We start from the raw sequence: 21,836 nt of genomic DNA on the forward strand, positions 1-21,836 counted from the left end.
CGAGCGGACAGGTCAGACCGTACGACGGTCGACCAGGACCGGGCGCTCCGGCAGCGACAGCGCGGCGCGCGAGCCGACCGGCAGGAGGGCGGCGGCGTCGGTCGGCAGGTCGGCCTTGACCTCGGTGCCGTCGTCGAGCCGGACGGTGAGGCGGGTGACGGCGCCCAGGAAGGACGCGGAGACCACCAGCGCCTGGCCGTTCAGGGCCGGGACCAGCGACACGTTCTCCGGCCGGACCAGCACGTCGAGCGAGCCGTCCGCCGGCGCGGCCCCGTCCACCGCGTGGCGGCGGCCGAGCACCTCGACGCCGTCGGCGGTGCGGGTGCAGGGGATGCGGCTCATGGTGCCGACGAACTCGGCGACGAAGGCGGTGGCCGGGCGGGCGTACAGCTCGGACGGTGTGGCGCACTGCTCCAGCCGGCCCGCGCGCAGCACCGCGACCCGGTCGGCCATCGAGAGCGCCTCCTCCTGGTCGTGGGTGACGAACAGGGTGGTGATCCCCAGCTCCTGCTGGAGGCGGCGGATCTCCTCGCGCAGCGAGAGGCGGACCTTGGCGTCCAGGGCGGAGAGCGGCTCGTCGAGCAGCAGCACGCGCGGCCGCAGGGCGAGCGCGCGGGCGAGCGCGATGCGCTGCTGCTGGCCGCCGGACATCTGGTGCGGGTAGCGGTCGGCGTGCTGCGGCAGACCGACCAGCTCCAGCAGCTCCTGGGCGCGCCTGCGGCGTTCGGCCTTGCCGGTGCCGCGCATCCGCATGCCGAAGGCCACGTTGTCGGCGGCGGTCAGGTGCGGGAACAGGCTGTAGGACTGGAACACCATGCCCGCGTCGCGCCGGTGCGCGGGGATGCGGGTGATGTCCTCGCCGTCCACCAGCACCTGGCCGGAGTCGTGCTGCTCGAAGCCGGCCAGGATGCGCAGCGCGGTCGTCTTGCCGCAGCCGGACGGGCCGAGCAGGGCGAGGAGCTCGCCGGGCCGGACGGTCAGGTCGAGGCCGTCCAGCGCGGTGGTGGCACCGAACGAGCGGCGCAGGCCGAGGAATTCGACGGTCGCGCCGCCGGGTGCGAGGTGGGTGCCGGCGACGGGGGCGGTAACCGTGGTCATGATGGGGATCGCTCCGGGGGCTTCAGGAAGTGGTGGTCTTGTGGCGGCGCTCGCGGCCGACGGTGGCCAGCAGGAGCAGCAGCAGCCAGGTGATCAGCAGGCTCAGGATGGAGACCGCGACCGACATGTGGGCCTGGCTGTTGCCGACCGAGTAGATCCACACCGGGAAGGGCTGGTAGCCGAGGATCGAGGCGGCGGTGAACTCGCCGAGGACCAGGGCCAGGGTGAGGAAGGAGGCGTTCAGCAGCGCGCCGCGCAGGTTGGGCAGCACCACGGTGAACACCGCGCGCGGCCAGCTCGCGCCGCAGTTGCGGGCGGCCTCGACCAGGGTGCGCAGGTCCACCGCGCGCAGACCGGCGTCCAGCGCCCGGTAGGCGAGCGGGAGCGACATCAGCACGTAGGCGATGACCAGCACCAGCGGGAAGTCCGGGTCCTGGATGAACACGAAGGTCTGGAAGAACGGCGTGTCCATCAGGTAGTCCGGGCCCCAGCGCAGCACGCCGATCAGGCCGGCGGTCAGCGCGACCGGCGGGACGACCAGCGGCAGGGTGCAGAGCACGTCGATCACCGGGCGCAGCCTCGGCGAGCCGAGCCGCACCGCGATCAGCGCCGGTACCAGCAGGAGCAGCAGCACCAGGACGGTGACCACGGCCAGGCCCAGGGTGAGCCAGAGGCTGTCCAGGAAGCCGGGGGCGCTGAGCAGTCCGGTGTACGCCTCGAAGGAGTAGCCCTTCGGGTCGTCGATCGAGAAGTAGCCGGCGGCGGCCAGCGGGACGACGAAGTAGACGCCCGCGAGCAGCAGGACGGCGCCGCGCCACCAGCGCACCTTGCGGCGCGGCGAGGAGGGGCGGGCGGAGGTCAGCTGAGCCATCGGGCACTCCGGCGCTGGAGGGGGAGGTACACGGCCATCACCAGGACGGCCACCACGATCATGTTGAGGCTGAGGGCGAGCGCGAGGTTGCCCTGGCCGACCAGCACGTTGCCGGAGAGCGCGTCCGCGATCGAGCGGCTGACCAGCGGCACGGTCGCGCCGACCATGGCCGCGGCGGTGGCGTACGCGGCGAAGGCGCTGCCGAACAGCAGCACGAAGCCGCCCAGCAGGGAGGGCAGCAGGATCGGCAGCGCGACGTGCAGCCAGTACTGGACGGTGGTGGCCCGGTTGTTGTGGGCCGCCTCGCGCCACTGCACCCGGAGGCCGTCCAGAGCCGGGGTGATGGTGAGCACCATCAGCGGGATGAGGAAGTACAGGTAGACGATGGTCAGGCCGGTGAAGGAGTAGAGCGACCAGCCGTGGTCCGTCAGGTGGAGCAGCTTGGTGACCTCGCCCGCGTTGCCGAGGGTGGCGACGAACGCGAAGGCGAGCGGCAGGCCGCCGAAGTTGGCGAGCACGCCGGAGGCGGTCAGCACCGCCTGGCGCAGCCAGGTCTGCCGGGAGGTCACCACGGCCTGCGCGATCGGCAGGCCGATCAGGGTGGCGAGCAGCGCGGTCAGCGCGGACAGCTTGAGGCTGCTGAGCATCGCCGTCCAGTACGCGCCCTGGACGGAGTCCCTGACGTTGTCGAGGGTGAACTGGCCGCCCCCGCCCTCCGCGTCGCTGGAGGTGGTGAACGCGCCGATCACGATGGCGACGGCGGGGAGGCCGAAGCCGATCAGGAAGAAGAGGAAGAGCGGCACCGTGGCGAGCCAGGATCCGCCGCGCGGGCGCCGGCGGGTGGGCCGGGCGGGGGTGGGGGTGGGAGCGGTGGCGGACGCCCCCGCGCCGCCACCGTGAACGGTGGCGGCGGGGGTGGTCGGCACCGGGGCGGGAGCCGTGGTCATGAGTGGGATCAGCCCGTTTCGGGTTGCTGCGGCCGGGTGTCAGCCTGCGATGGCCTTGGTCCAGTTCTCGGTGACGACCTTCTTGGCGGCCGTGATCTGGTCCTGGGTCGGGAAGGTGGTGAACGGCTTCTCGACGGCGGGCAGCTTGGCGGCGGCCGCGGTGTCGAGGGTGCCGTCCTTCTTCAGGGCCTCGAAGGTGGAGGGGGTGGCGTAGCCGCCGAGGAAGAGGTTCTGGCCCTCGGCGCTGAACAGGTACTCCTGCCACAGGCGGGCGGCCGCCGGGTGCGGGGCCCACTTGTTGACGGCCTGGTTGTAGAACTGGGCGTAGCTGCCGTCGGAGGGGACGGAGACCTTCCAGTCGACGCCCTTCTCCTTGAACTCGTCGGTGTAGCCGGCGTTCAGGTACGACCAGTCGATCGAGATCGGGGTCTCGCCCTTCTCGATGGTGGCCGGGGTGGACTCGACGGGGTTGAAGTTGCCCGTGGCCTTCAGCTTGCCGAAGAAGTCGATGCCGGGCTGGATGTTGTCCAGCGAACCGCCGTTGGCGAGTGCGGCCGCGTAGACGCCGCCGAACGCGGAGCCGGACTTGGTCGGGTTGCCGTTCAAGGCGACCTGGCCCTTGTACTCGGGCTTGAGCAGGTCCGCGAAGGTCTTCGGGCAGTTCGGGATCTTCTTGGCGTCGCAGCCGATGGAGACGTAGCCGCCGTAGTCGTTGACGGCGGCGCCGTTCGCGTCCTTCATGGTGTCCGGCACCTTGTCGAAGGTGGCCACCTTGTAGGGGGCGAGCAGGCCGTCCTTGACCGCCTGGAGCGCGAACGCGCTGCCGAGGTCGACGACGTCGGGGGCGCGGTCCTGGCCCTTGCGGGAGGTGATCGCGTTGATCTCGTCCTGGCTGGAACCGTCCGGGTTCTCGTCCTCGATCTCGATGCCGTACTTGGCCTTGAACGAGTCCATGATCTTGCCGTAGTTGGCCCAGTCCCTGGGCAGCGTGATGACGTGCAGCTTGCCCTCCTTCTTGGCGGCGGCGACGAGGCCGTCCAGACCGCCGAAGTCGGCGAGCGAGGTGGCGTCCTTGGCGTCCTTCGCGCCGGCCTTGGCGGCGTCACCGGACTTCGGGGCGGTCGAACCGGCGGAGCCGCAGGCGGTGAGGGAGAGCGCGGCGGCGGTCAGTACGGCCGCGAAGGCGGCGGCGCGGGCACGGTGCACGGTCACGGGTCAGTCTCCTGATCAGGGGCGTACTGCGAGGGGTGCGTTTCGCGGGGGTGCGTCTCGCTGAGAGGTGCTTCTTCACAAGGGCGGGCCAGGCGATCAGTCGTTCGGAACCGTCCGAGTTGACTAGCCAACTTCGCCTGACGGAGGTAAGTACGCCGGAGTCCGGTGACGGGAAGGTGAACGGATGGCCCAGAACCGGGGGCGGCTACGGGAACGGTCGAATCAGGGCCTCGGTCAGTGATCGACCGAATGCGATGCTTCGAAGGCGCAGCGGGATAAAGTCGGGCTGTCCGGGCCGGTACGGCTGCGCAGGACACCGCCCCAGGAGGGACATTGACTGACGTGGCACTGGAGCCCGACCGCCCCGCGGTCCCTGCGGCACCCGCGGCCCCCGCCGCCCCCGTGGCCCCTGCCGCGCCGGGCCAGGAGCGCGCCGCCGGTGCGCTCTACCGCAAGGTCGCCGCCGATCTGCGCGAGGCGATCACCACCGGCGCGTTCGGCGAGGCCGGCCGGCTGCCCGCCGAGGGCACGCTGGCCGAGCAGTACGGGGTCTCCCGCGGCACCGTCCGCCAGGCGCTCGCCGTGCTGCGCTCCGACGGCCTGGTCACCTCCCGGCGCGGCACCCGGCGGGTGGTGCTGGGCACCGCCCGGGTGCAGAGCTTCTCCGAACTGCTGAGCTTCACGCACTGGGCCTACTCGATGGGCGAGGAGCCCGGCGGCATCCTGGACTCGCTGGTGCGCCGGCCGGCCGACGCCGCCGAGCGCGAGCAGCTGCGCCTGGAGGCCGGCTCCGAGGTGTACGTCACCGTCCGGCTGCGCACGCTCTCCGGCGCGGCGGTGATGGTGGAGCGGACGGTCTACCCGCCCCGGGTCGGCGAGATCGTCGCCCAGCTGCCGGCCGACGTGGTCTCGCACACCGAAGTCCTGCGCGAGCACGGCATCCTGTTCACGGACGCCGACCACACCATCGACATAGTCGCCGCCAACGCGGAGGACGCCCGGCTGCTCGGCTGCCGCCGGGGCAGCCCGCTGCTGCGTGAGCGGCGCCGGACCACCGACCCGACCGGGATGCCGGTGGAGTGGTCCCAGGACCGCTACCTGCCCGGCACGGTGGCCTTCAGCATCCACAACTCGCTGGCCACCTCGGCCCTCTCGCGGCACGCCCGGGAGGGTGACTGAACTCCGGCGCCGGCGTGGGGAGTCGGACCGGCCGACGCCCCACTCCCCCTAGCGCATGAGGGCGGCCAGCAGCGGGCGGAAGTGCTCGAACCCCGGGGTCTCGGCGTCCGGGTCCTTGGCCTGCTCGTCCCAGCGGCGCACGGCGACGGCGTCGGCCGCGCCGGGCAGGGCCGCGAAGGCGGCGGCCTGCTCCGCGCCCATCGGGCCGCCCTGCACCTGGAGCGTGTACTCCGAGGCCTCGGAGAGCCGCTCGCGGTAGCCGGGCTCGGCCGTGCACAGGTACCGCTTGGCGGCCACGTGCAGCCGGACCGGCTCGGTGACCTCCGGGCCGAACCACTGGGCCAGCCAGGCGGCGCCGGTGTCGCCGTGCCGGTTGTCCTGGCCGTTCATCAGGTCGCGCCCGTGCGGCGTTCCATGGCCGTGCTCGTCGAAGAAGTGCCCGATGTCGTGCAGCAGCGCGGCCGCGACCAGCTCCGGCGCGGCCCCGGCGGCCTGCGCCAGCGCCCCGGCCTGCAGCATGTGCTCGGCCATGGTGACCGCCTCGCCCAGGTACTCGCCGGCGCCCTCGCCCGCGAACAGCGCGGCGATCGTCTCCAGCGCGGCGGTGCGCCGGTGCAGCACCGCGAGGGTGCTGTGCAGCGAGTCGAGGTCCGCGTAGCAGCCCTGGAGGTGGCGCGATCCGTCCTGCTCGAAGGCCGTCCGGGCGTGCAGCAGACGGACGTTGTCGAAGATCAGGCAGTCGCCCCGGTCGAGCCGGAAGTCCATCCGGAGCTCGGGCCGCAGGGTGATGGCGGCGAACCGGCGGTAGGCCGCGTAGAAGGCGTCCAGCTCCTCGGCGGACCCGCGCAGGGTGCTGATCGACCGGTTGTTGAACCGCACCTCGCGGATCCGGCCGCGCGCGTCCACCTCGATCAGCGGGCGGTCGGCGCGCAGTTCGGTGCCGCGGTCGCGGAACACGAAGGGGACCGGGGTACGGGTCAGCACCACGAAGTCCGCCGGGGACTCCTCGCGCAGCAGCGCCGCCGCCTTGAAGCCGTCCACCAGCCCGGAGTCGCCACCGGTCGCGGAGTTCTCCAGGCAGTGCAGCAGCTGCAGGGTGGGCACCGGGTCCCGATACGGGTTGTCGCTGTGCGGGGCGATCGCGGCGCTGGTGAAGGCCAGGTTGTTCGGGTCCGGCTCGACCCGGACGTCGAACAGCTCACCGTAGTTGGTGACCCGGACGTGGCCGAAGGAGCGGGCCACCGCGAGCACCTGCCGTTCGACCGCCGGTACCCCGCGCAGCACCGCGAACCCGGAGCGCCGGACGGCCCCGAGCACCGCCGCCTGCTCGGCCGGGTCGGCCAGGTAGGCCTCCCACGCCGCCTCCGGGATGCCGCGGCGGAAGTCGGCGGCGACCCAGAGCTGCTTCTCCGCCTCGGTGCGCCCGTCGCCGTCGGCGTCCCGCGCCAGCCACTCCAGCGGGTAGCGCGACCGGTGGCCGTCCGACCAGAGCACCTCCAGGTTCCCGCCGACCTCGGCGTGGGCGGCGAGGGCGAGGTCGGCCGGCAGGTCGGTGATCTGGAACAGCTTCTGCCCGCTGCGCCCGTCCCGGCACTCGACGCAGGGGCAGTTGTCGCGCAGCCAGTACGGCGGCAGGTGGGTCGGGAGCGCCATGGGTCTCTCCTGATCGGCAGGTGGCTTGGTGAAGTTGTATAGCCAACTTCTCCTCGTGCGGGAGCCTGCCGGGTGACGGTGAGATCTGGGTGGCCACACGGTGAACCCCTCGGGAACAAGAGCTCCCGAGGGGTTCGCGGCGTGGTCGGGCGACCGGTCTCAGCCGGCGGCGACGGCGCTCTCCCAGGCGGCGTCGGCCGCCTTGAGGGCGGACCCGGCGTCCGCCCGGGCGACGGTGTCGGCCCCGCCGTCGGCGCCGAGGGTGGTGGCCAGGGCGGTCAGGAAGGCGCGGACGGTGGCGAGCGAGGCCGCCGGGCCGTAATGGTTGACCCGCAGCATCGAGTCGGCGAGCGCGCCGCCGCCGGGCTGGACGGGGAGGGTCGGGTCGAGGCGCAGCAGGTCCGCGGCGAGCCCGGCGGCGGACAGGCCGGCGGGGGTGCGCAGGGTGGTGGCGACCGGCGCCGCGTGGGCGTCGTCCGGGACGAACGGGGCGACGGTGCCCAGGGCGCGGACGCCCGCCCGGACCGCCGCGGCGGCGGCGCGGTGGCGGGCGATCACGGCGGGCAGGCCGGCCGCGGCGATCCGGTCCAGGCAGGCGCCGAGCGCCAGCATCTCCAACTGGGCCGGAGCGTGCGGGAGTGCGGTGCGCCCGGCGTCCGTCCAGCGCTCCTTCCAGTCCAGCAGCGAGAGGTAGGAGCGGCGCGGCGCGGCCGGGTTGGCGGCGATCCGCTCCCAGGCGCGCTCGGAGACCGAGACGGCGGAGACCCCGGCCGGGCCGCCCATCGCCTTCTGCCCGCCGATCACGCAGAGGTCGATGCCCCAGGCATCGGTGAGCAGCGGTTCGGCGGCCACCGAGGCGACGGCGTCCACCATCAGCAGCGCACCGTGCGCGCGGACCACGGCGGCGATCTCGGCGACCGGGTTGGTGTTGCCGGTGGCGGCCTCCGCGTGGACCAGCGAGACGAAGTCGATCGCCGGGTGGGCCGCCAGCGCCTCGGCGACCTGCGCGGCGGTGACGGCGGTGTCGAACGGCACCGCGAGGTCCACGACCGTCGCCCCGCAGTCGCGCAGCCAGTTGCCGAAGGTCTGGCCGTACGGGCCGGTGACGATGTTCAGCGCGGTGGAGCCCGGCCGCGCGGCGCTGCGGATCGCGGCCTCCAGCGGCAGCAGCGCCTCACCCTGGGTGACGATCACATCGGCGGAGGTGTGCAGCAGCGCGGCGACCTTGTCCTCGATCGCCGCGAAGTCGGCGGCGCTGAGCGGAGGAAGGTCGAGGAACGGGCTCACGGTGGCGGCCGGCCTTTCGGAGAACGGGACGGAGGAGGGGAGGCGGTTCGGACAGGGACGAGTCTGCCTCATCCTCCCCGCGTGCCGGGAAGGCCCTGCCCGGGCGGGACCCCGCTCGGTAGAGTGCGGGGCATGAGCGATGGTGCGGTGCTGCACGTCAGGGGCCGGGTGCTGGTCGGGCCGGAGGACGTCCGGGACGAACTCTGGGTGGTGGACGGCCGGGTGGCGTTCGACCGCCCGGCGGCCGCCGCGGACGTGCGCACGGTGACCGGCTGGGTGCTGCCCGGGCTGGTGGACGCGCACTGCCACGTCGGGCTGGACGCGCACGGCGCCGTCGACGCCGCGACCAGTGAGAAGCAGGCGGTGACCGACCGGGACGCCGGCACCCTGCTGATCCGCGACGCCGGTTCGGCCGCCGACACCCGGTGGATCGACGACCGGGACGACCTGCCCCGGATCATCCGGGCCGGCCGGCACATCGCCCGTACCCGGCGCTACATCCGCAACTACGCGCACGAGATCGAGCCCGGTGACCTCGCCGCCTACGTCCGGACCGAGGCCCGGCGCGGGGACGGCTGGGTCAAGCTGGTCGGTGACTGGATCGACCGCGGCACCGGCGACCTCGCCGCCTGCTGGCCCGGCGACGCGCTGGCCGAGGCGATCGCGGCGGCGCACGAGGAGGGCGCGCGGGTCACCGCGCACTGCTTCGCCGCCGATTCGCTGCCGGACCTGCTGGCGGCCGGGATCGACTGCGTCGAGCACGCCACCGGGCTGACCGAGGAGCTGATCCCGGCCTTCGCCGAGCGCGGCGTCGCGATCGTCCCGACCCTCGTCAACATCGCCACCTTCCCGACCCTCGCGGCCGGCGGCGAGGCCAAGTTCCCGGCCTGGTCCGCGCGCATGCGCCGGCTGCACGAGCGCCGCTACGACACCGTCGGGGCCGCGCACGACGCGGGCATCCCGGTCTTCGTCGGGACGGACGCGGGCGGTTCGCTCGCCCACGGGCTGGTCGCCGAGGAGGTGGCCGAGCTGGTCAAGGCCGGGCTCGCTCCCGCCGAGGCGCTGTCGGCGGCCACCTGGGGGGCGCGCCGGTGGCTCGGCCGGCCGGGCCTGGAGGAGGGGGCGTCGGCGGACTTCGTGGTGTACGACGAGGACCCGCGGGCGGACGTCCGGGTGCTCGCCGATCCGCGGCTGGTGGTGCTGCGCGGGCGGCCGGTGGGCTGAGCGGTCCACCCCGGGGGCCGTGCGGCCGATGGTCGCTTTGGTGATCATCCGGGTGAACGGCCTGTCCGAGTAGGCCGATAGGGTGGCGACCATGGCACCGCGTCCACTGAACGAGATCGTCGAGCCCGGCTGGGCCACCGCGCTGGAGCCGGTCGCCGGCCGGGTCGCCGCCATGGGCGACTTCCTCCGCGCCGAGCTGGCCGCCGGCCGCACGTACCTGCCCTCGGGGCCGAACGTCCTGCGCGCCTTCCAACAGCCCCTCGCCGACGTGCGGGTGCTGATCGTCGGGCAGGACCCGTACCCGACGCCCGGCCACGCCGTCGGGCTCAGCTTCTCGGTGGGGGCCGAGGTGCGGCCGATCCCGGCGAGTCTGATCAACATCTTCCAGGAGTACGGGACCGACCTCGGCCTGCCGCAGCCCTCCAACGGCGACCTCACGCCGTGGACGCGGCAGGGCGTGCTGCTGCTGAACCGGGCCCTGACCACCGCCCCGCGCAAGCCCGCCGCGCACCGCGGCAAGGGCTGGGAAGAGGTCACCGAGCAGGCGATCAAGGCCCTGGCGGCGCGCGGCGGCCCGCTGGTGGCGATCCTCTGGGGGCGCGACGCCCGCAACCTGCGCCCGCTGCTGGGCGAGGTGCCGGCGATCGAGTCCGCCCACCCGAGCCCGTACTCGGCGAACGGCGGCTTCTTCGGCTCGCGGCCGTTCAGCCGGGCCAACGAGCTGCTGGTGCGGCAGGGGGCGCAGCCGGTGGACTGGCGACTGCCGTAGGGCTCCTGCGGTAGGTGGCCTGCCGGAGGAGTCCTGCCGGAGGTGTCCTGCCGCAGTGCTTCGCCGGGCAGCTTTGGGCGTCAACCTCACCCGAATGAGTGAAATGACGTTCTGTGTGGCTCATGTGACGCACTGTTCGATGAAGACTGGCGACTCGTCGTACGGAGCACCGGCCCCTTGCCCCGCCTCGCGGGTGATGTCGGAGGCGCGCTCTACCGAGATCACCACCTGTGGGGGTACCGCCATGTCTTCTTCCCGTTCCACGTCCTTCGCCGGCTCCGCCGTCGCCGCCGTGGTGGCGTCGGCGCTGGTCGTGGCACCGGTGCTGGTCGTGACGCCGGTGGCGCACGCGACCGGCCCCACTCCCGCGCCCGCGGGTTCGACCGCCGCGGCCGCCGCGCCGACCGCCACGGCGGGCAGGGCGCGCGCCGTCACCGTCGAACTCGCGCTGGACGTGCAGCTGTTGAGCAAGGTCGACGTGCCGGTGAACCTCGCGCTCAACAAGGTCGAGAGCCCGGCCCAGCGCGAAGGCTCGCTGCTGACGGCCAAGGTCGACGGCGTCGACCAGCAGGGCCCGGTCACCCTGGTGAAGGCCGACGTCGGCACCTCGGTGGTGAAGTCGGACGCCAAGGGCACCGCCGCCTCGGTCAAGCTGGTCAACGCCGACGTGCACGCGCCCGGTCTCCCGGCCACCACCCTGCTCGGCCTGGAGGCGCTCAGCTCCTCGGTGACCTGCCCGGTCGACGGGCCGCCCACCGCCGACGTCACCGCCCCCGCCAAGCTCACCGTGCTCGGCAAGCCGGTCACCCTCAGCCTGTACGGGCCGACCGACGTGGACGTGCCGCTGGTCGGCAGGGTCTCGGTGGAGTTCTCCAAGCGGGCCACCACCTCGACCACGGCCGCCGCCTCGGCCCTGGAGGTGCGGATCGAGGTGAACCCGCTCAACCTCAACGTCGCCAAGGTGACCGGGAAGATCACCGTCGCCTCGGTGAGCTGCGAGAAGCCGACCGCACCGGTCACGCCGACCCCCTCGGTCACGCCGACGGCGCCCGGCACCGCCCCGGCCGTCCAGCCCGCGGTCGACGCGACCAGCACGCCGCCCGGCCGAACCGCCCGGCCGCAGGCCACCGCCACCGCCGCTGGCGGCAACCTCGCCGCGACCGGCGGCAGTGACGCGACCGGTCCGCTCGCCGCCGGAGCCGCCGCCCTGGTCGCGGTCGGCGGCGGCGCGCTCTGGGTCACCCGCCGCCGGGCGGCGCACGCCCGTAAGCACTGACACCCGCCGCAGTGGGGCTCTGCGGGTCGCCGCGGTGAAGGGCGGACACCCGTCGCGGTGGAGCACTGACACCCGCCGCAGTGGGGCTCTGCGGGTCGCCGCGGTGGAGGGCGGACACCCGTCGCGGTGCGCCGATCGGTGCGGGGTGCCATCCACGGCACTCCCGCACCGTGACCGTGCCAACGCGGACGGTTGGTTCACCTGGGTGTTACATAGGAGGAACAACCGGGAAACGGCGGCTTGCAACGCTACGCGGGCACCCACCACCCAGTTTGCGAGGTTCACCCCCGTGGCAATCAAGGCCGAGTACATCTGGATCGACGGCACGAAGCCGACCGCCAAGCTCCGCTCCAAGACTCGGATCCTGGCCAACGCGGACAAGATCCCCACCTGGGGCTTCGACGGCTCCTCCACCAACCAGGCCGAGGGTCACGCCTCGGACCGCGTCCTTGAGCCGGTTGCCACCTTCCCGGACCCGATCCGCGGCGGCGACAACATCCTCGTCCTGTGCGAGGTCAACGAGATCGACGGCACCCCGCACGAGAGCAACACCCGTGCGCTGCTGCGCCCGATCGCCGAGCAGTTCGCCGCTCAGGAGTCGATCTTCGGCATCGAGCAGGAGTACACCTTCTTCAAGGGCTCCCGCCCGCTCGGCTTCCCCGAGGGCGGCTTCCCGGCCCCGCAGGGCGGCTACTACTGCGGTGTCGGTGCCGAGGAGGTCTTCGGCCGCGAGATCGTCGAGCTGCACATGGACCGCTGCCTCGCCGCCGGCCTCTCGCTCTGCGGCATCAACGCCGAGGTCATGCCCGGCCAGTGGGAGTTCCAGATCGGCCCGGTCGACGCGCTGACCGCCTCCGACCACATGTGGGTCGCCCGCTACCTGCTCTACCGCACCGCCGAGGAGTTCGGCATCGACGCCACCCTCGACGCCAAGCCCGCGCGCGGCGACTGGAACGGTGCCGGCGCGCACACCAACTTCTCCACCAAGGCGATGCGCGAGAACTACGACGCGATCATCACCGCCTGCGAGTCGCTCGGCGCCTCGCAGGAGATCGTCCTGGAGCACGTCACCCAGTACGGCGCCGACATCGAGTCGCGCCTGACCGGCAAGCACGAGACCGCTCCGTGGAACGTCTACAGCTACGGCGTCTCCGACCGCGGCGCCTCGGTCCGCATCCCGTGGCAGGTCGAGGTCGACCAGAAGGGCTACATCGAGGACCGTCGCCCGAACGCCAACGTGGACCCGTACGTGGTGACCCGCCTCCTGGTCAACACCTGCTGCGCCGCCCTGGAGAAGGCCGGCCTCGTCTGAGCCGCCTCCCCCCTGCCGCACCAACCGCCGGGCCTCCCCTCCGCTGCCGAGGGGAGGCCCGGCGGCCGTTCGCCGTCCGCCGTCCGGCGGGGGCCCTTCCCGGCGCGGTCGCGGGGGAGTGCTGGCGTGGGTGTTCCGGCCCCGGTGTTCTGGCCCCGGTGGGCTGATGTGGGTGTTCTGGCGCGGGTGTTCTGACGCGGATGTCTTGTCCAGCGGGGTGGGAGTCCCGGAGAATCGGGCCATGACCGCTCCGGCCCCCTTCCTCCCTGTACGGCGACTGCACGTCGACCTGGGACGGGTGTGCACGGCCGGCTGTCGCCGCTGACGCGAACCAGGTCCACCAGCAGCCGGCAACCACCGCCAGGAGCGTGTCCGTCCATGTCCCTCACCTTTCACTGGTTCCTCCCCACCAACGGCGACAGCCGGCAGATCGTCGGCGGCGGGCACGGCTCGACGCCCGGCGCGGCCGGCTCCGACCGGCCGCCGAGCATCGCCTACCTCGGCCAGATCGCCCGCACCGCGGAGCAGTTGGGCTTCGAGGGGGCGCTGACCCCGACCGGCGCGTGGTGCGAGGACGCCTGGCTGACCACGGCGATGCTGACCCAGGTGACCGAGCGGCTGAAGTACCTGGTGGCGTTCCGGCCCGGGCAGATCAGTCCGACCCTGGCCGCGCAGATGGCGGCGAGCTACCAGCGGCAGTCCGGCGGACGGCTGTTGCTCAACGTGGTGACCGGCGGGGAGTCGGCCGAGCAGCGCGCGTACGGGGACTTCCTGGACAAGGACGCCCGTTACGCCAGGACGGGCGAGTTCCTGTCCATCACCCGCCGGCTCTGGGCCGGGGAGACGGTCGACCACGACGGCGTCCATCTGCGGGTCGAGCGGGCCACCCTGAACCGGCTCCCGGACCAGGTGCCGCCGGTGTACTTCGGCGGGTCCTCCCCGGCGGCGGGCGACGTAGCCGCCCGGTACGCCGACGTCTACCTGACCTGGGGCGAACCGCCCGCGCAGGTCCGCGAGAAGATCGCCTGGATCCGCGAACTGGCCGCCGCCCAGGGCCGGGTGGTCCGCTTCGGCATCCGGCTGCACGTGATCACCCGGGACACCTCCGCCCAGGCCTGGGCGGAGACCGAGCGGCTACTGGCGTCGATGGACCCGGCGCGCGTCCGGGAGACCCAGCGCGCCCTCGCCGAGAGCGAGTCGGAGGGCCAGCGCCGGATGCTCGCGCTGCACGGCGGCTCGGCCGAGCGGCTGGAGATCCACCCCGGGCTCTGGGCCGGCATCGGCCTGCTGCGGGGCGGCGCGGGCACGGCCCTGGTCGGCAGCCACCGGGAGGTCGCGGACCTCATCACCGAGTACCACGAGCTGGGCATCGACGAGTTCGTGCTCTCCGGGATCCCGCACCTGGAGGAGGCGTACTGGTTCGGCGAGGGCGTGCTGCCGCTGCTCGCCGCCCGCAACCTCTGGACCCGACCGTGACCGGGGCGGCGGGCCCGTAGGTCCACCGGTCCACCGGCCCGCCGCCCCTTCGGCTCCGATCAGGGGATCCTGAACTCCTGGGACTTGTTCCCGGCGGTGCAGGTGACCATGGTGACCTGGTTGCCCGCGCCGTTGTCGGTCATGCACGCGGAGCCCATGTAGTCCGCGAGACGGAAGGCGCCCGGCGTGCTCCCGGCACTCACCTTCCAGTTGCTCAGGACGCTGAAGCCGCCCGAGAGCGTCACCCGCCCGTCGGTCTCCTGGACGAGCGGCGCGCCGCTCAGGTTGCACGGGTAGAGGTGGTACCAGCCGCCCGGGTCCGGGTCCGAACGCACCCAGCCGTAGGCGGTGTTGCCGCCCATGATCACGGACTGGCCGGCCGCCGGGGTGTCCTTGGACAGGCCGAGCTTGAGGCCGGACGCCACGCTGACGATCGGCCCCCACTTGGTGCCGCCGCAGCCCGGCGGCGTGACGGGCGTCTGCGGCGGGGCGCTGGTGGCCGCCGGCTGGGGATTGGGCTGGGTGCCGGGCTGCGTTCCGGGAGCGGGCTGGGTCCCGGCCCCGGCCGTGCCGGCCGCCGGGGCCGGGACGCCGGCCGGCGGCTGGGTCGCGCGCGGGGTGCCGCCCGCTCCGGTCGCGCCGCCGCCGCTCGCCGCACCGGTGCCGCCGGGCGCAGGCGTGGACTGCTGGGCGCCGGGGGTCGCGGTGGCGCCGGGCGCGGTCGGGGTGCCGGTCGGCGCGGGGGTGGTCGGCGGCGGGGTCGTCGCGTTCTCGGCCGACGTTGCCGGGCCGCCGGGGTTCGCCGGGCCGGAGACCGTGACCGACGGCTGCGCCCCGGGCGTCTTCGCCTCGGAGGTGAAGGGCGTGCGGTCGATCAGCAGGACGGTCGCGGTGCCCGCCGTGATGATCACCGGTATGACGATGGGGACCAGGAAGCCGCGCCGCCGCCGACGGGTGCCGGGTTCGGTGGCGTCCCGGGACTCCACCTCGCCGACGTCGGCCGCGGCTCCGGCGGGCGTCGCGGGTATCACCGGAACGACCGGCGGTGCCGGCAGCGCGGGGGCGCCGGGAGCGGCGGCGATCGCGGCCCGCGCCGCCGCGGCCATCGCGCCGGCATCGGCGAAGCGGTCCTCCGGCTTCTTGGCCAGCGCGGTGGCGATCAGCCCGCGCACCGCCTCCGGAACGGCCGCCGGCAGCTCCGGAGCGGGCTCCCGGATGTGCTTGAGGGCGACCTCCAGCACGCTCTCGCCGACGAACGGCGGCTGTCCGGTGAGCAGTTCGTAGCCGACCACGCCGATCGAGTAGAGGTCCGAGGCCGGGGTGACGGCCTGCCCCTCGGCCTGTTCGGGGGCCATGTAGAGCGCCGTCCCGATCACCGCGTGGGAGGCGGTGATCCGGGTGCTGGCGACCGCCCGCGCGATGCCGAAGTCGGTCACCGTCACCCGGCCCTCGGACCGGACCATCAGATTGGACGGTTTGACGTCGCGGTGCACGATCTCCTGCCGGTGGGCGGCGTGCAGGGCGTCCAGCGCGGTGGCGAGCAGCCCCAGGGCCCGCTCGGGCGGCATCGGCCCGCTCTCGGCGAGCACCTTGTCCAGCGGCTGCCCGTCGATCAGCTCCATCACGATGTAGGCGACCCGGTCGTCCCCGGCGTCCTCGCCGCTCTCGCCGTAGTCGTGGACGTCCACGATGCCGGGGTGCTTCAGGGCCGCGAGCAGCTGGGCCTCGCGCCGGAACCGCTTGACGAAGGCGCCGTCCTCGACCAGTCCCGGATGCAGGATCTTCACGGCGACCTGCCGTGCGAGCACCTCGTCGTCGGCGCGCCAGACGGAGCCCATGCCCCCGCCGCCGATCCGCTCGGTCAGCGTGTAACGCCCCCCGAGCACCGTCCCCCGGCTGCTCATGCTCTCTGCCCCCACCTGTCATGCCCCGGCCCAACAGCCCCACTGGTCGCACAGTCTGCCAGAGGGCACCGGGCCCCCGTCCGCGCGCGTGCCCATGCTACGGACCGCTCCCGACGGATCGTCAGCGGGCCTGCGGGCAGCGGGCGGGCCGGGAATCGGCGGCTCCCAGGGCCGCCGGCTCCGGGAGCGGCCTCCCGGCCGTCCGCCGCTACCGGCCGAACGGGCCGTCCCACCGGGCATCGGGCCTGAGTAGGGTGGGTCCGACAGCACATCGAACCCGACCAAGGAGCAGACGTGAGCGTGCCGGCGTCCATCGCCCTGCAGCAGGAGATCGCCCGGGAGCTGGAGGTCGCCGAGACCTTCCACGCCGAGAAGGAGATCGAGCGCCGGGTGGCCTTCCTCGCCGAGCGGCTGACCTCCACCGGTCTGCGCGCCCTCGTGCTCGGCATCAGCGGCGGTGTCGACTCCACCACCGCCGGCCGGCTCTGCCAGCTCGCCGTCGAGCGCGCCCGGGCCGCCGGGCACGAGGCGCGGTTCTACGCCATGCGGCTGCCCTACGGGGTCCAGGCCGACGAGCACGACGCCCAGCTCGCGCTCTCCTTCATCCGGCCGGACCACCTGCTGACCGTCGACATCAAGCCCGCCAGCGACGCCGCGCTCGACGCCGCCGTGGCCGCCGACGTGGCCTTCCGCGACGCCGGCCACCAGGACTTCGTGCTCGGCAACATCAAGGCCCGCCAGCGCATGATCGCCCAGTACGCGGTGGCCGGCGCGCACGACGGCCTGGTCGTCGGCACGGACCACGCCGCCGAGGCGGTCTCCGGTTTCTTCACCAAGTTCGGCGACGGCGCGGCCGACCTCGTCCCGCTCACCGGCCTGACCAAGCGCCGCGTGCGCGCCGTCGCGGACGCCCTGGGCGCCCCGGCCGAGCTGGTCCGGAAGGTCCCGACCGCCGACCTGGAGACCCTCGCCCCGGGCAAGGCCGACGAGGACGCCCTCGGTGTCACCTACGACGACATCGACGACTTCCTGGAGGGCAAGCCGGTCGCCGAGGAGACCTTCGAGACGATCGTCCGCCGCTACCGCCTCACCGACCACAAGCGCCGCCTCCCGATCGCCCCGTAGCACGAGCGCGAGGGCGGGGACCTCGGCCGATCTGCCCGACGGTCCCCGCCCGTCGCTCTGCGGCCTGGGTGAGCTTCACCCGCTGCGGCAGGGGGCCCTCCGAGGTTCGGCTCCTCCAGAACGCCCGGACATCCGATCGGGCCCGATAATCCCTGGTCCCGGTGCGGGGTTCCGGCGAGGATGCCCGGTATGACGTTGCCGCTGCTCCTGCTCGATGTCGACGGGCCGTTGAATCCCTATGCCGCGAAGCGGCACCGGCGGCCGCACGGTTACGGGACGCACCGGGTGAAGCCCGACTGCTGGGTCGCCCGCTTCCCGCAGCGGCCCGCCGAGCGTGTGCGGCCGCTGCGGATCCGGATCAACCCGGACCACGGGCCCGAACTGCTGGCGCTGCGGTACGAACTGGTGTGGGCCACCACGTGGATGGACGAGGCGAACACCTTCATCGGGCCGCTGCTGGGGCTGCCCGTGCTGCCGTACATCCACTGGCCGGAACTGCACCAGCAGGACCCGGACGGGCTGCACTGGAAGACCAGGAACCTGGTCGCCTGGGCCGCCGGGCGCCCGTTCGTCTGGGTGGACGACGAGCTGGGGCCGCAGGACGCGGAGTGGATAGCCGCGCACCATCCCGGGCCCGCGCTGACCCTGCCCGTCGATCCCGAACTCGGCTTGGGAGACGGCGACTTCACGGCGCTACGGGAGTGGGCGGAGGCGGTGGCATGAGGAGCGGGACGGTGGAGCGGATCCGGCGGTACCCGGTGAAGTCGCTGCTGGGGGAGGAGCTGGGCGAGGCCGGCGTCTCCGAGCGCGGGCTGGACGGGGACCGGGCGCTGGGGCTGCTCGACGCCGCGAGTGGCCGGGTGGCGAGCGCCAAGAACCCGAGGCTCTGGGCGGAGATGCTCCGGTTCACCGCCGTGCTGCACCCCGGCGGCGTCGTGATCACCGGGCCGGACGGCCGGGAGGTGGGCGAGGGCGAACTGTCCGCGCTGCTGGGCCGCGAGGTCTCCCTGGTGAGCGAGCGCCCGCCCGGTACGACCGTCGAACGGGCCGTGCCGGAGGAGGTGCTGGCACGCGGGATCGACAGGGAGGTCGCCGTCACCGAGAACGAGATCGGCCGCGCCGCTCCCGCCGGGGGCTTCTTCGACTTCGCCCCGCTGCACCTGCTCACGACTTCCACCCTGGACGCCGTGGCGACCGAGGCCGCCCGCTACCGCCCCAACCTGGTGATCCGCACCGAGGGCGACGGCTACGTCGAGAACGCCTGGGTCGGCCGCGAGCTGCGGATCGGCCCGGACCTCCGGTTGCGGGTGCTGGCCCCGACCCCGCGCTGCGCCGTCCCGACCCTCGTGCATGGCGAGCTGCCGCGCAGCACGGCGGCCCTGAAGGTGCTCGCCGCGCAGAACCGGGTCGTGCCCCTGGAGGGGATGCCGGCGCTGCCCTGCGCGGGCGTCTATGCGCAGGTAGTGGAGCCGGGGAGGGTGCGGATGGGGGACGCGGTGAGTCTCGGCTGATCACGGGGGTGGCGGTCGCCGCCGGTCGAGGGTGGCGCCTGCTTCCGGTTCGCCGTGAATTCGCCGTGAAGGTGCGGCGCGGGTTGATCGACAGCGTCAATCACGGCTGATCAGACACCCGGGACGGCGTCCTTGGCGTTGGTGTGCCAGTTGGTGACGACCGGCTTGTCGACCTTGACGGAGCCGACGGGGATGCTCGCCGGGTCCGGGTCGCCGGCGGCGATGCCGATGATGACGTCCTTGAACTCGATGTTCTGGTCGGTGTTGGTGCTCTTCGGGTTGATCCCCACGTAGGCGACCGCGCTGCCGGTGAGGGTGATCGGCGCACCGGCAGCCTGTTCGGCGTTGCGGGCCTCGATGCCGCCCGATCCGAAGGCGATGACCGGGTGCGTCGCGGGCAGGACGCAGGTGATCCCGGCCTTGGCCTTGGCGGTGACCAGGATGTAGCCGCCCGCCTGGGTCTCCATCTTCGCCCCGAAGGTGAGGTCGTTGGTGCCGCAGGCCTGGCCGTAGCCGGTCTTGTCGCCCGGGTTGCCCGGGGCGGGCGCGGCCGGCGTGGTGGCCGTGGGCTTGGTGGACGCGGCGGGCGCGGCGGACTTGCCGGGCGCGGCGGGTGTGCCGGGGGCCGACGCCGACGGCGCGGCGGCGGGGGCGGAGGCGGCCGGGGGAGCGGTCGTCGGGGCGGCGCCGGCGGCGGGTGCGTCACTGTTCTCCGGGCCGCAGGCCGTCGCGGCGGCCGCGAGGGCGGTGACGGCGAGAGCGGTGAGGGCGATTCGCGAGCGCATGTGTGGTCCCAACTTCCGTCCGGCAGTGCGGTTTGTCGTCTGCCTCCACGGTAGGCCGGGCATGATCACCGGGTGGTTCGTGAAATGTCCCGGTCGTGTTTCAGCGGCCGGTGCCGGTCCGGACCGTCAGCACCGAGCCGAGCGCGTCCAGGAAACGGTCCGTCGTCCCAGGGTCCCGGACGGCGATCCGCAGCCAGTCCGGTCCCAGCCCGGGGAAGGTGTCGCCCCGTCGGACGGCGAAGCCGTGCTCGCGCAGCCGGGCGCGGACGGCGGCCGCGTCCGGCAGTTCGACGAGGACGAAGGAGGCGGCCGGCTCCCCGTGCACCCGGACGGCGGGGAAGGCGGCGAGGCCCTTGAGCAGGTGGTCGCGGTGGAGGGCGAGGTCCTGGGCGGCCTGCTCGGCCTCGGCGAGCGCCGCGGGTGCGCTGCACACCTCGGCGGCGGCCAGCGCCGGGGTGGAGACCGGCCAGAGCGGCTGGGCGGCGCCGAGCGCGGTGATCAGGTCGGCCGGGCCGAGCGCATAGCCGATGCGCAGGCCCGCCAGGCCCCAGGTCTTGGTGAGGCTGCGCAGCACGACCACCCGGCCGGGCAGGTCCCGGACGGCGGCGAGGGATTCGCACTCGCCGGGCACGGTGTCCATGAACGCCTCGTCGATCACCAGGGTCCGACCGGGGCGCGCCAGGGCGGCGACGGCGGCTGCCGGGTGCAGTACGGAGGTCGGGTTGGTGGGGTTGCCGAGGACGACGAGGTCGGCCTCCTCCGGTACCGCGCCCAGTCGGAAGCCGTCCGAGGGTACGAGCAGTACCCGCTCCACAGCGTGCCCGGCGTCCCGCAGCGCCGCCTCCGGTTCGGTGAACTGCGGGTGTACGACAATGACGTGACGGGGCGTCAGGACGCGCGCGAGCAGCACGAAAGCCTCCGCCGCGCCCGAGGTGAGCAGCGTCTCCGTGACCGGTCGGCCGTGCCGGGCGGCGACGGCGGCGCGGGCGGCCGTGCCGTCGGGGTACGCCGCGAGCTCGCCGAGCGTCGCCGAGAGGTGCTCACGCAGCCACTGCGGGGGTGTGCCGGTGCGGACGTTGACGGCGAGGTCGACCAGACCGGCCCCGTCGGCGCGCACCTCCGCGTCACCGTGGTGGCGGAGGTCATGGTCGGGGGTGGTCACGAGGGGTCTCCAACAACGGCATCGACGGGAAGGGACGGCCCGGGGACGCGGGCGAGCGGGTCGCGAGGCCCGGGGCGACCGCGAGCGGCCCGGGCGACCGCCACCGTCGCCGTCGCGGACTTCTGCTTGGGGACGACGAGTTCGCCGCCCGGCGCGCTCGCCAGGGCGGCGGCCTCCGCCACGCTCAGGGTGCCGACCGCCGATCCGACGGCGGCGGACGGGTTCGGGACGGCGACGGCCGCGAGGGCCTCCGCCGGGTGCTCGTCCACCGGGAGGCCCAGCGCGGCGGCGGCGTGGCGGACGGCGGGGTGGTCGCCCTTGCCGGTGAGGGTCGCGAGCCGGGCGACGGAGCCGCTGGGCAATCCGGCCTCGCGCAGGGCCCGGTGGATCAGTCGCGTCACGTCGGACGGACCCGCCGCCGCGCGCAGGCCGACACCGACGACGAGGGCACCGGGAGCGAGGGCGGTGGGGGCGAGGCGGTCGGGGGCGAGGGCGCCGATGACGAGGGCACCGGAGGCGAGGCCGTCGGGGTCAGCCGGGCCGTCCGAGCACCGCGCGGCGACCGGTGAGCCGTCCGGCGCGCGGTCCAGGAGTACGCCCGGGCCCCCGCCGCCGTGCTCGGCCCGGAAGGCCGGGCAACTGTCCGGCCGCGCCGCGTGCGGCTGCTCGGCGGGTGCGTGACCCGCCGCGTCCAGGGCCGGCAGCCCGATCACGTCGCGTTCCCTTCACCCGGAGGCCGTTCGGAGGCCGTCAGGAGGCCGCCCGGCGGTCGTCCGGCGGTCGTCCGGCGCTCCCCGGCGGCACTGCGGCAGCCGCTCGTCGGCCGACGAAATCCCACCACGGCGGCGACGGAGGGGTCAATCGGGGCCCGTGTGACCTCCGTCGCCGGGCGCCGGAGGGTGTTCGCCTGTTCTTCACCTTCCCTGAGCGGTCCACGCCACCGCCGCGCTCCTACTGTTTGCGGCGCTCCGACGCAGTCACGCACTGCGACCCGCACAGCACGACCCCCCCCGGGTGTTCCTGCCGAACCCCGGTTCTCCCCGAC

At 73.8% G+C, this 21,836-nt stretch carries 19 protein-coding genes; 9 read left to right on the plus strand and 10 right to left on the minus strand.

The features are described from left to right. Positions 1–12: 12 nt before the first annotated feature. From ABZ495_RS05460 to ABZ495_RS05475, 4 genes are read right to left on the minus strand one after another with little or no spacing between them, the layout of a single operon-like run. Complete coding sequence (locus ABZ495_RS05460; protein ID WP_359834528.1) at positions 13–1,098, minus strand: ABC transporter ATP-binding protein; 1,086 nt, start codon at positions 1,096–1,098, stop codon at positions 13–15. A gap of 22 nt (positions 1,099–1,120) precedes the next feature. Beyond that, positions 1,121–1,969, minus strand: coding sequence for an ABC transporter permease subunit (locus tag ABZ495_RS05465; protein ID WP_329490056.1), 849 nt, complete (start codon positions 1,967–1,969; stop codon positions 1,121–1,123). Beyond that, a complete protein-coding gene (locus tag ABZ495_RS05470) occupies positions 1,957–2,916 on the minus strand; it encodes an ABC transporter permease subunit (RefSeq protein ID WP_359834530.1) in 960 nt (319 codons plus the stop codon). Before ABZ495_RS05470 ends, ABZ495_RS05465 begins: the two co-directional genes overlap by 13 nt. Positions 2,917–2,955: 39 nt before the next feature. Continuing rightward, positions 2,956–4,128: an ABC transporter substrate-binding protein gene (locus tag ABZ495_RS05475; protein ID WP_329490059.1), complete on the minus strand. Its 1,173-nt coding sequence runs from the start codon at positions 4,126–4,128 to the stop codon at positions 2,956–2,958. 342 nt (positions 4,129–4,470) lie between these two features. Here ABZ495_RS05475 and ABZ495_RS05480 point away from each other — a divergent pair, with 342 nt between their 5' ends. After that, a complete protein-coding gene (locus ABZ495_RS05480) occupies positions 4,471–5,307 on the plus strand; it encodes a GntR family transcriptional regulator (protein WP_329492294.1) in 837 nt (278 codons plus the stop codon). A gap of 48 nt (positions 5,308–5,355) precedes the next feature. Here ABZ495_RS05480 and ABZ495_RS05485 read toward each other — a convergent pair whose 3' ends face one another. Together ABZ495_RS05485 and ABZ495_RS05490 are read right to left on the minus strand one after the other, a co-directional pair. Further along, positions 5,356–6,960: a TauD/TfdA family dioxygenase gene (locus ABZ495_RS05485; RefSeq protein ID WP_359834532.1), complete on the minus strand. Its 1,605-nt coding sequence runs from the start codon at positions 6,958–6,960 to the stop codon at positions 5,356–5,358. A gap of 159 nt (positions 6,961–7,119) precedes the next feature. Continuing rightward, a complete protein-coding gene (locus ABZ495_RS05490) occupies positions 7,120–8,247 on the minus strand; it encodes an aminotransferase class V-fold PLP-dependent enzyme (protein ID WP_359804399.1) in 1,128 nt (375 codons plus the stop codon). A 132-nt stretch (positions 8,248–8,379) separates the two neighbouring features. On the opposite strand from ABZ495_RS05490, the gene ABZ495_RS05495 reads away from it, so the two are divergent. The 5 genes from ABZ495_RS05495 to ABZ495_RS05515 all read left to right on the plus strand — a co-directional run bounded on the left by ABZ495_RS05495 (position 8,380) and on the right by ABZ495_RS05515 (position 14,304). Then, complete coding sequence (locus tag ABZ495_RS05495) at positions 8,380–9,471, plus strand: amidohydrolase family protein (protein ID WP_359834534.1); 1,092 nt, start codon at positions 8,380–8,382, stop codon at positions 9,469–9,471. Positions 9,472–9,562: 91 nt separating this feature from the next. Then, positions 9,563–10,240 carry a uracil-DNA glycosylase gene (locus tag ABZ495_RS05500; protein ID WP_329490063.1) on the plus strand — a complete coding sequence of 226 codons (678 nt, stop codon included), beginning with the start codon at positions 9,563–9,565 and terminating at the stop codon, positions 10,238–10,240. 244 nt (positions 10,241–10,484) lie between these two features. Beyond that, positions 10,485–11,516 (plus strand): SCO1860 family LAETG-anchored protein, encoded by a 1,032-nt coding sequence (locus tag ABZ495_RS05505; protein WP_359834536.1) that lies wholly within the window; start codon positions 10,485–10,487, stop codon positions 11,514–11,516. Between the two features lie 289 nt (positions 11,517–11,805). Next, positions 11,806–12,828: a glutamine synthetase gene (gene glnII, locus ABZ495_RS05510; RefSeq protein ID WP_359804397.1), complete on the plus strand. Its 1,023-nt coding sequence runs from the start codon at positions 11,806–11,808 to the stop codon at positions 12,826–12,828. A 378-nt stretch (positions 12,829–13,206) separates the two neighbouring features. After that, entirely contained in the window at positions 13,207–14,304 is a 1,098-nt protein-coding gene (locus tag ABZ495_RS05515) for an LLM class flavin-dependent oxidoreductase (protein WP_352288230.1), read from the plus strand. A 59-nt stretch (positions 14,305–14,363) separates the two neighbouring features. Here the strand turns inward: ABZ495_RS05515 and ABZ495_RS05520 are convergent, their stop codons facing one another. Then, on the minus strand, positions 14,364–16,208 hold the full coding sequence (locus tag ABZ495_RS05520; RefSeq protein WP_359834538.1) for a serine/threonine-protein kinase: 1,845 nt from the start codon (positions 16,206–16,208) through the stop codon (positions 14,364–14,366). Positions 16,209–16,502: 294 nt separating this feature from the next. Between ABZ495_RS05520 and nadE the strand changes: the two genes are divergently transcribed. From nadE to ABZ495_RS05535, 3 genes are all read left to right on the plus strand, one after another. Next, positions 16,503–17,333 carry an ammonia-dependent NAD(+) synthetase gene (gene nadE / locus ABZ495_RS05525; RefSeq protein ID WP_329490068.1) on the plus strand — a complete coding sequence of 277 codons (831 nt, stop codon included), beginning with the start codon at positions 16,503–16,505 and terminating at the stop codon, positions 17,331–17,333. 189 nt (positions 17,334–17,522) lie between these two features. After that, the gene (locus ABZ495_RS05530) at positions 17,523–18,056 is read left to right on the plus strand and encodes a hypothetical protein (RefSeq protein ID WP_359804395.1); all 534 of its coding nucleotides are present in this window, start codon (positions 17,523–17,525) and stop codon (positions 18,054–18,056) included. Further along, positions 18,053–18,844, plus strand: a complete 792-nt coding sequence (locus tag ABZ495_RS05535; RefSeq protein ID WP_359834540.1) for an MOSC domain-containing protein — start codon at positions 18,053–18,055, stop codon at positions 18,842–18,844. The genes ABZ495_RS05530 and ABZ495_RS05535 overlap by 4 nt, the downstream gene beginning before the upstream one ends. Before the next feature lie 110 nt (positions 18,845–18,954). On the opposite strand, the gene ABZ495_RS05540 is transcribed toward ABZ495_RS05535, so the two are convergent. The 3 genes from ABZ495_RS05540 to ABZ495_RS05550 form a co-directional block, all read right to left on the minus strand. Next, entirely contained in the window at positions 18,955–19,629 is a 675-nt protein-coding gene (locus ABZ495_RS05540; RefSeq protein WP_359834542.1) for a hypothetical protein, read from the minus strand. 100 nt (positions 19,630–19,729) lie between these two features. After that, the gene (cobC, locus tag ABZ495_RS05545) at positions 19,730–20,791 is read right to left on the minus strand and encodes an Rv2231c family pyridoxal phosphate-dependent protein CobC (protein ID WP_359804392.1); all 1,062 of its coding nucleotides are present in this window, start codon (positions 20,789–20,791) and stop codon (positions 19,730–19,732) included. After that, positions 20,788–21,504, minus strand: a complete 717-nt coding sequence (locus ABZ495_RS05550) for a cobalamin biosynthesis protein (RefSeq protein WP_359804391.1) — start codon at positions 21,502–21,504, stop codon at positions 20,788–20,790. The genes cobC and ABZ495_RS05550 overlap by 4 nt, the downstream gene beginning before the upstream one ends. Positions 21,505–21,836: the final 332 nt, after the last annotated feature.

It is taken from the genome of Kitasatospora sp. NPDC005748, from assembly GCF_040630735.1.
GTDB lineage: Bacteria > Actinomycetota > Actinomycetes > Streptomycetales > Streptomycetaceae > Kitasatospora.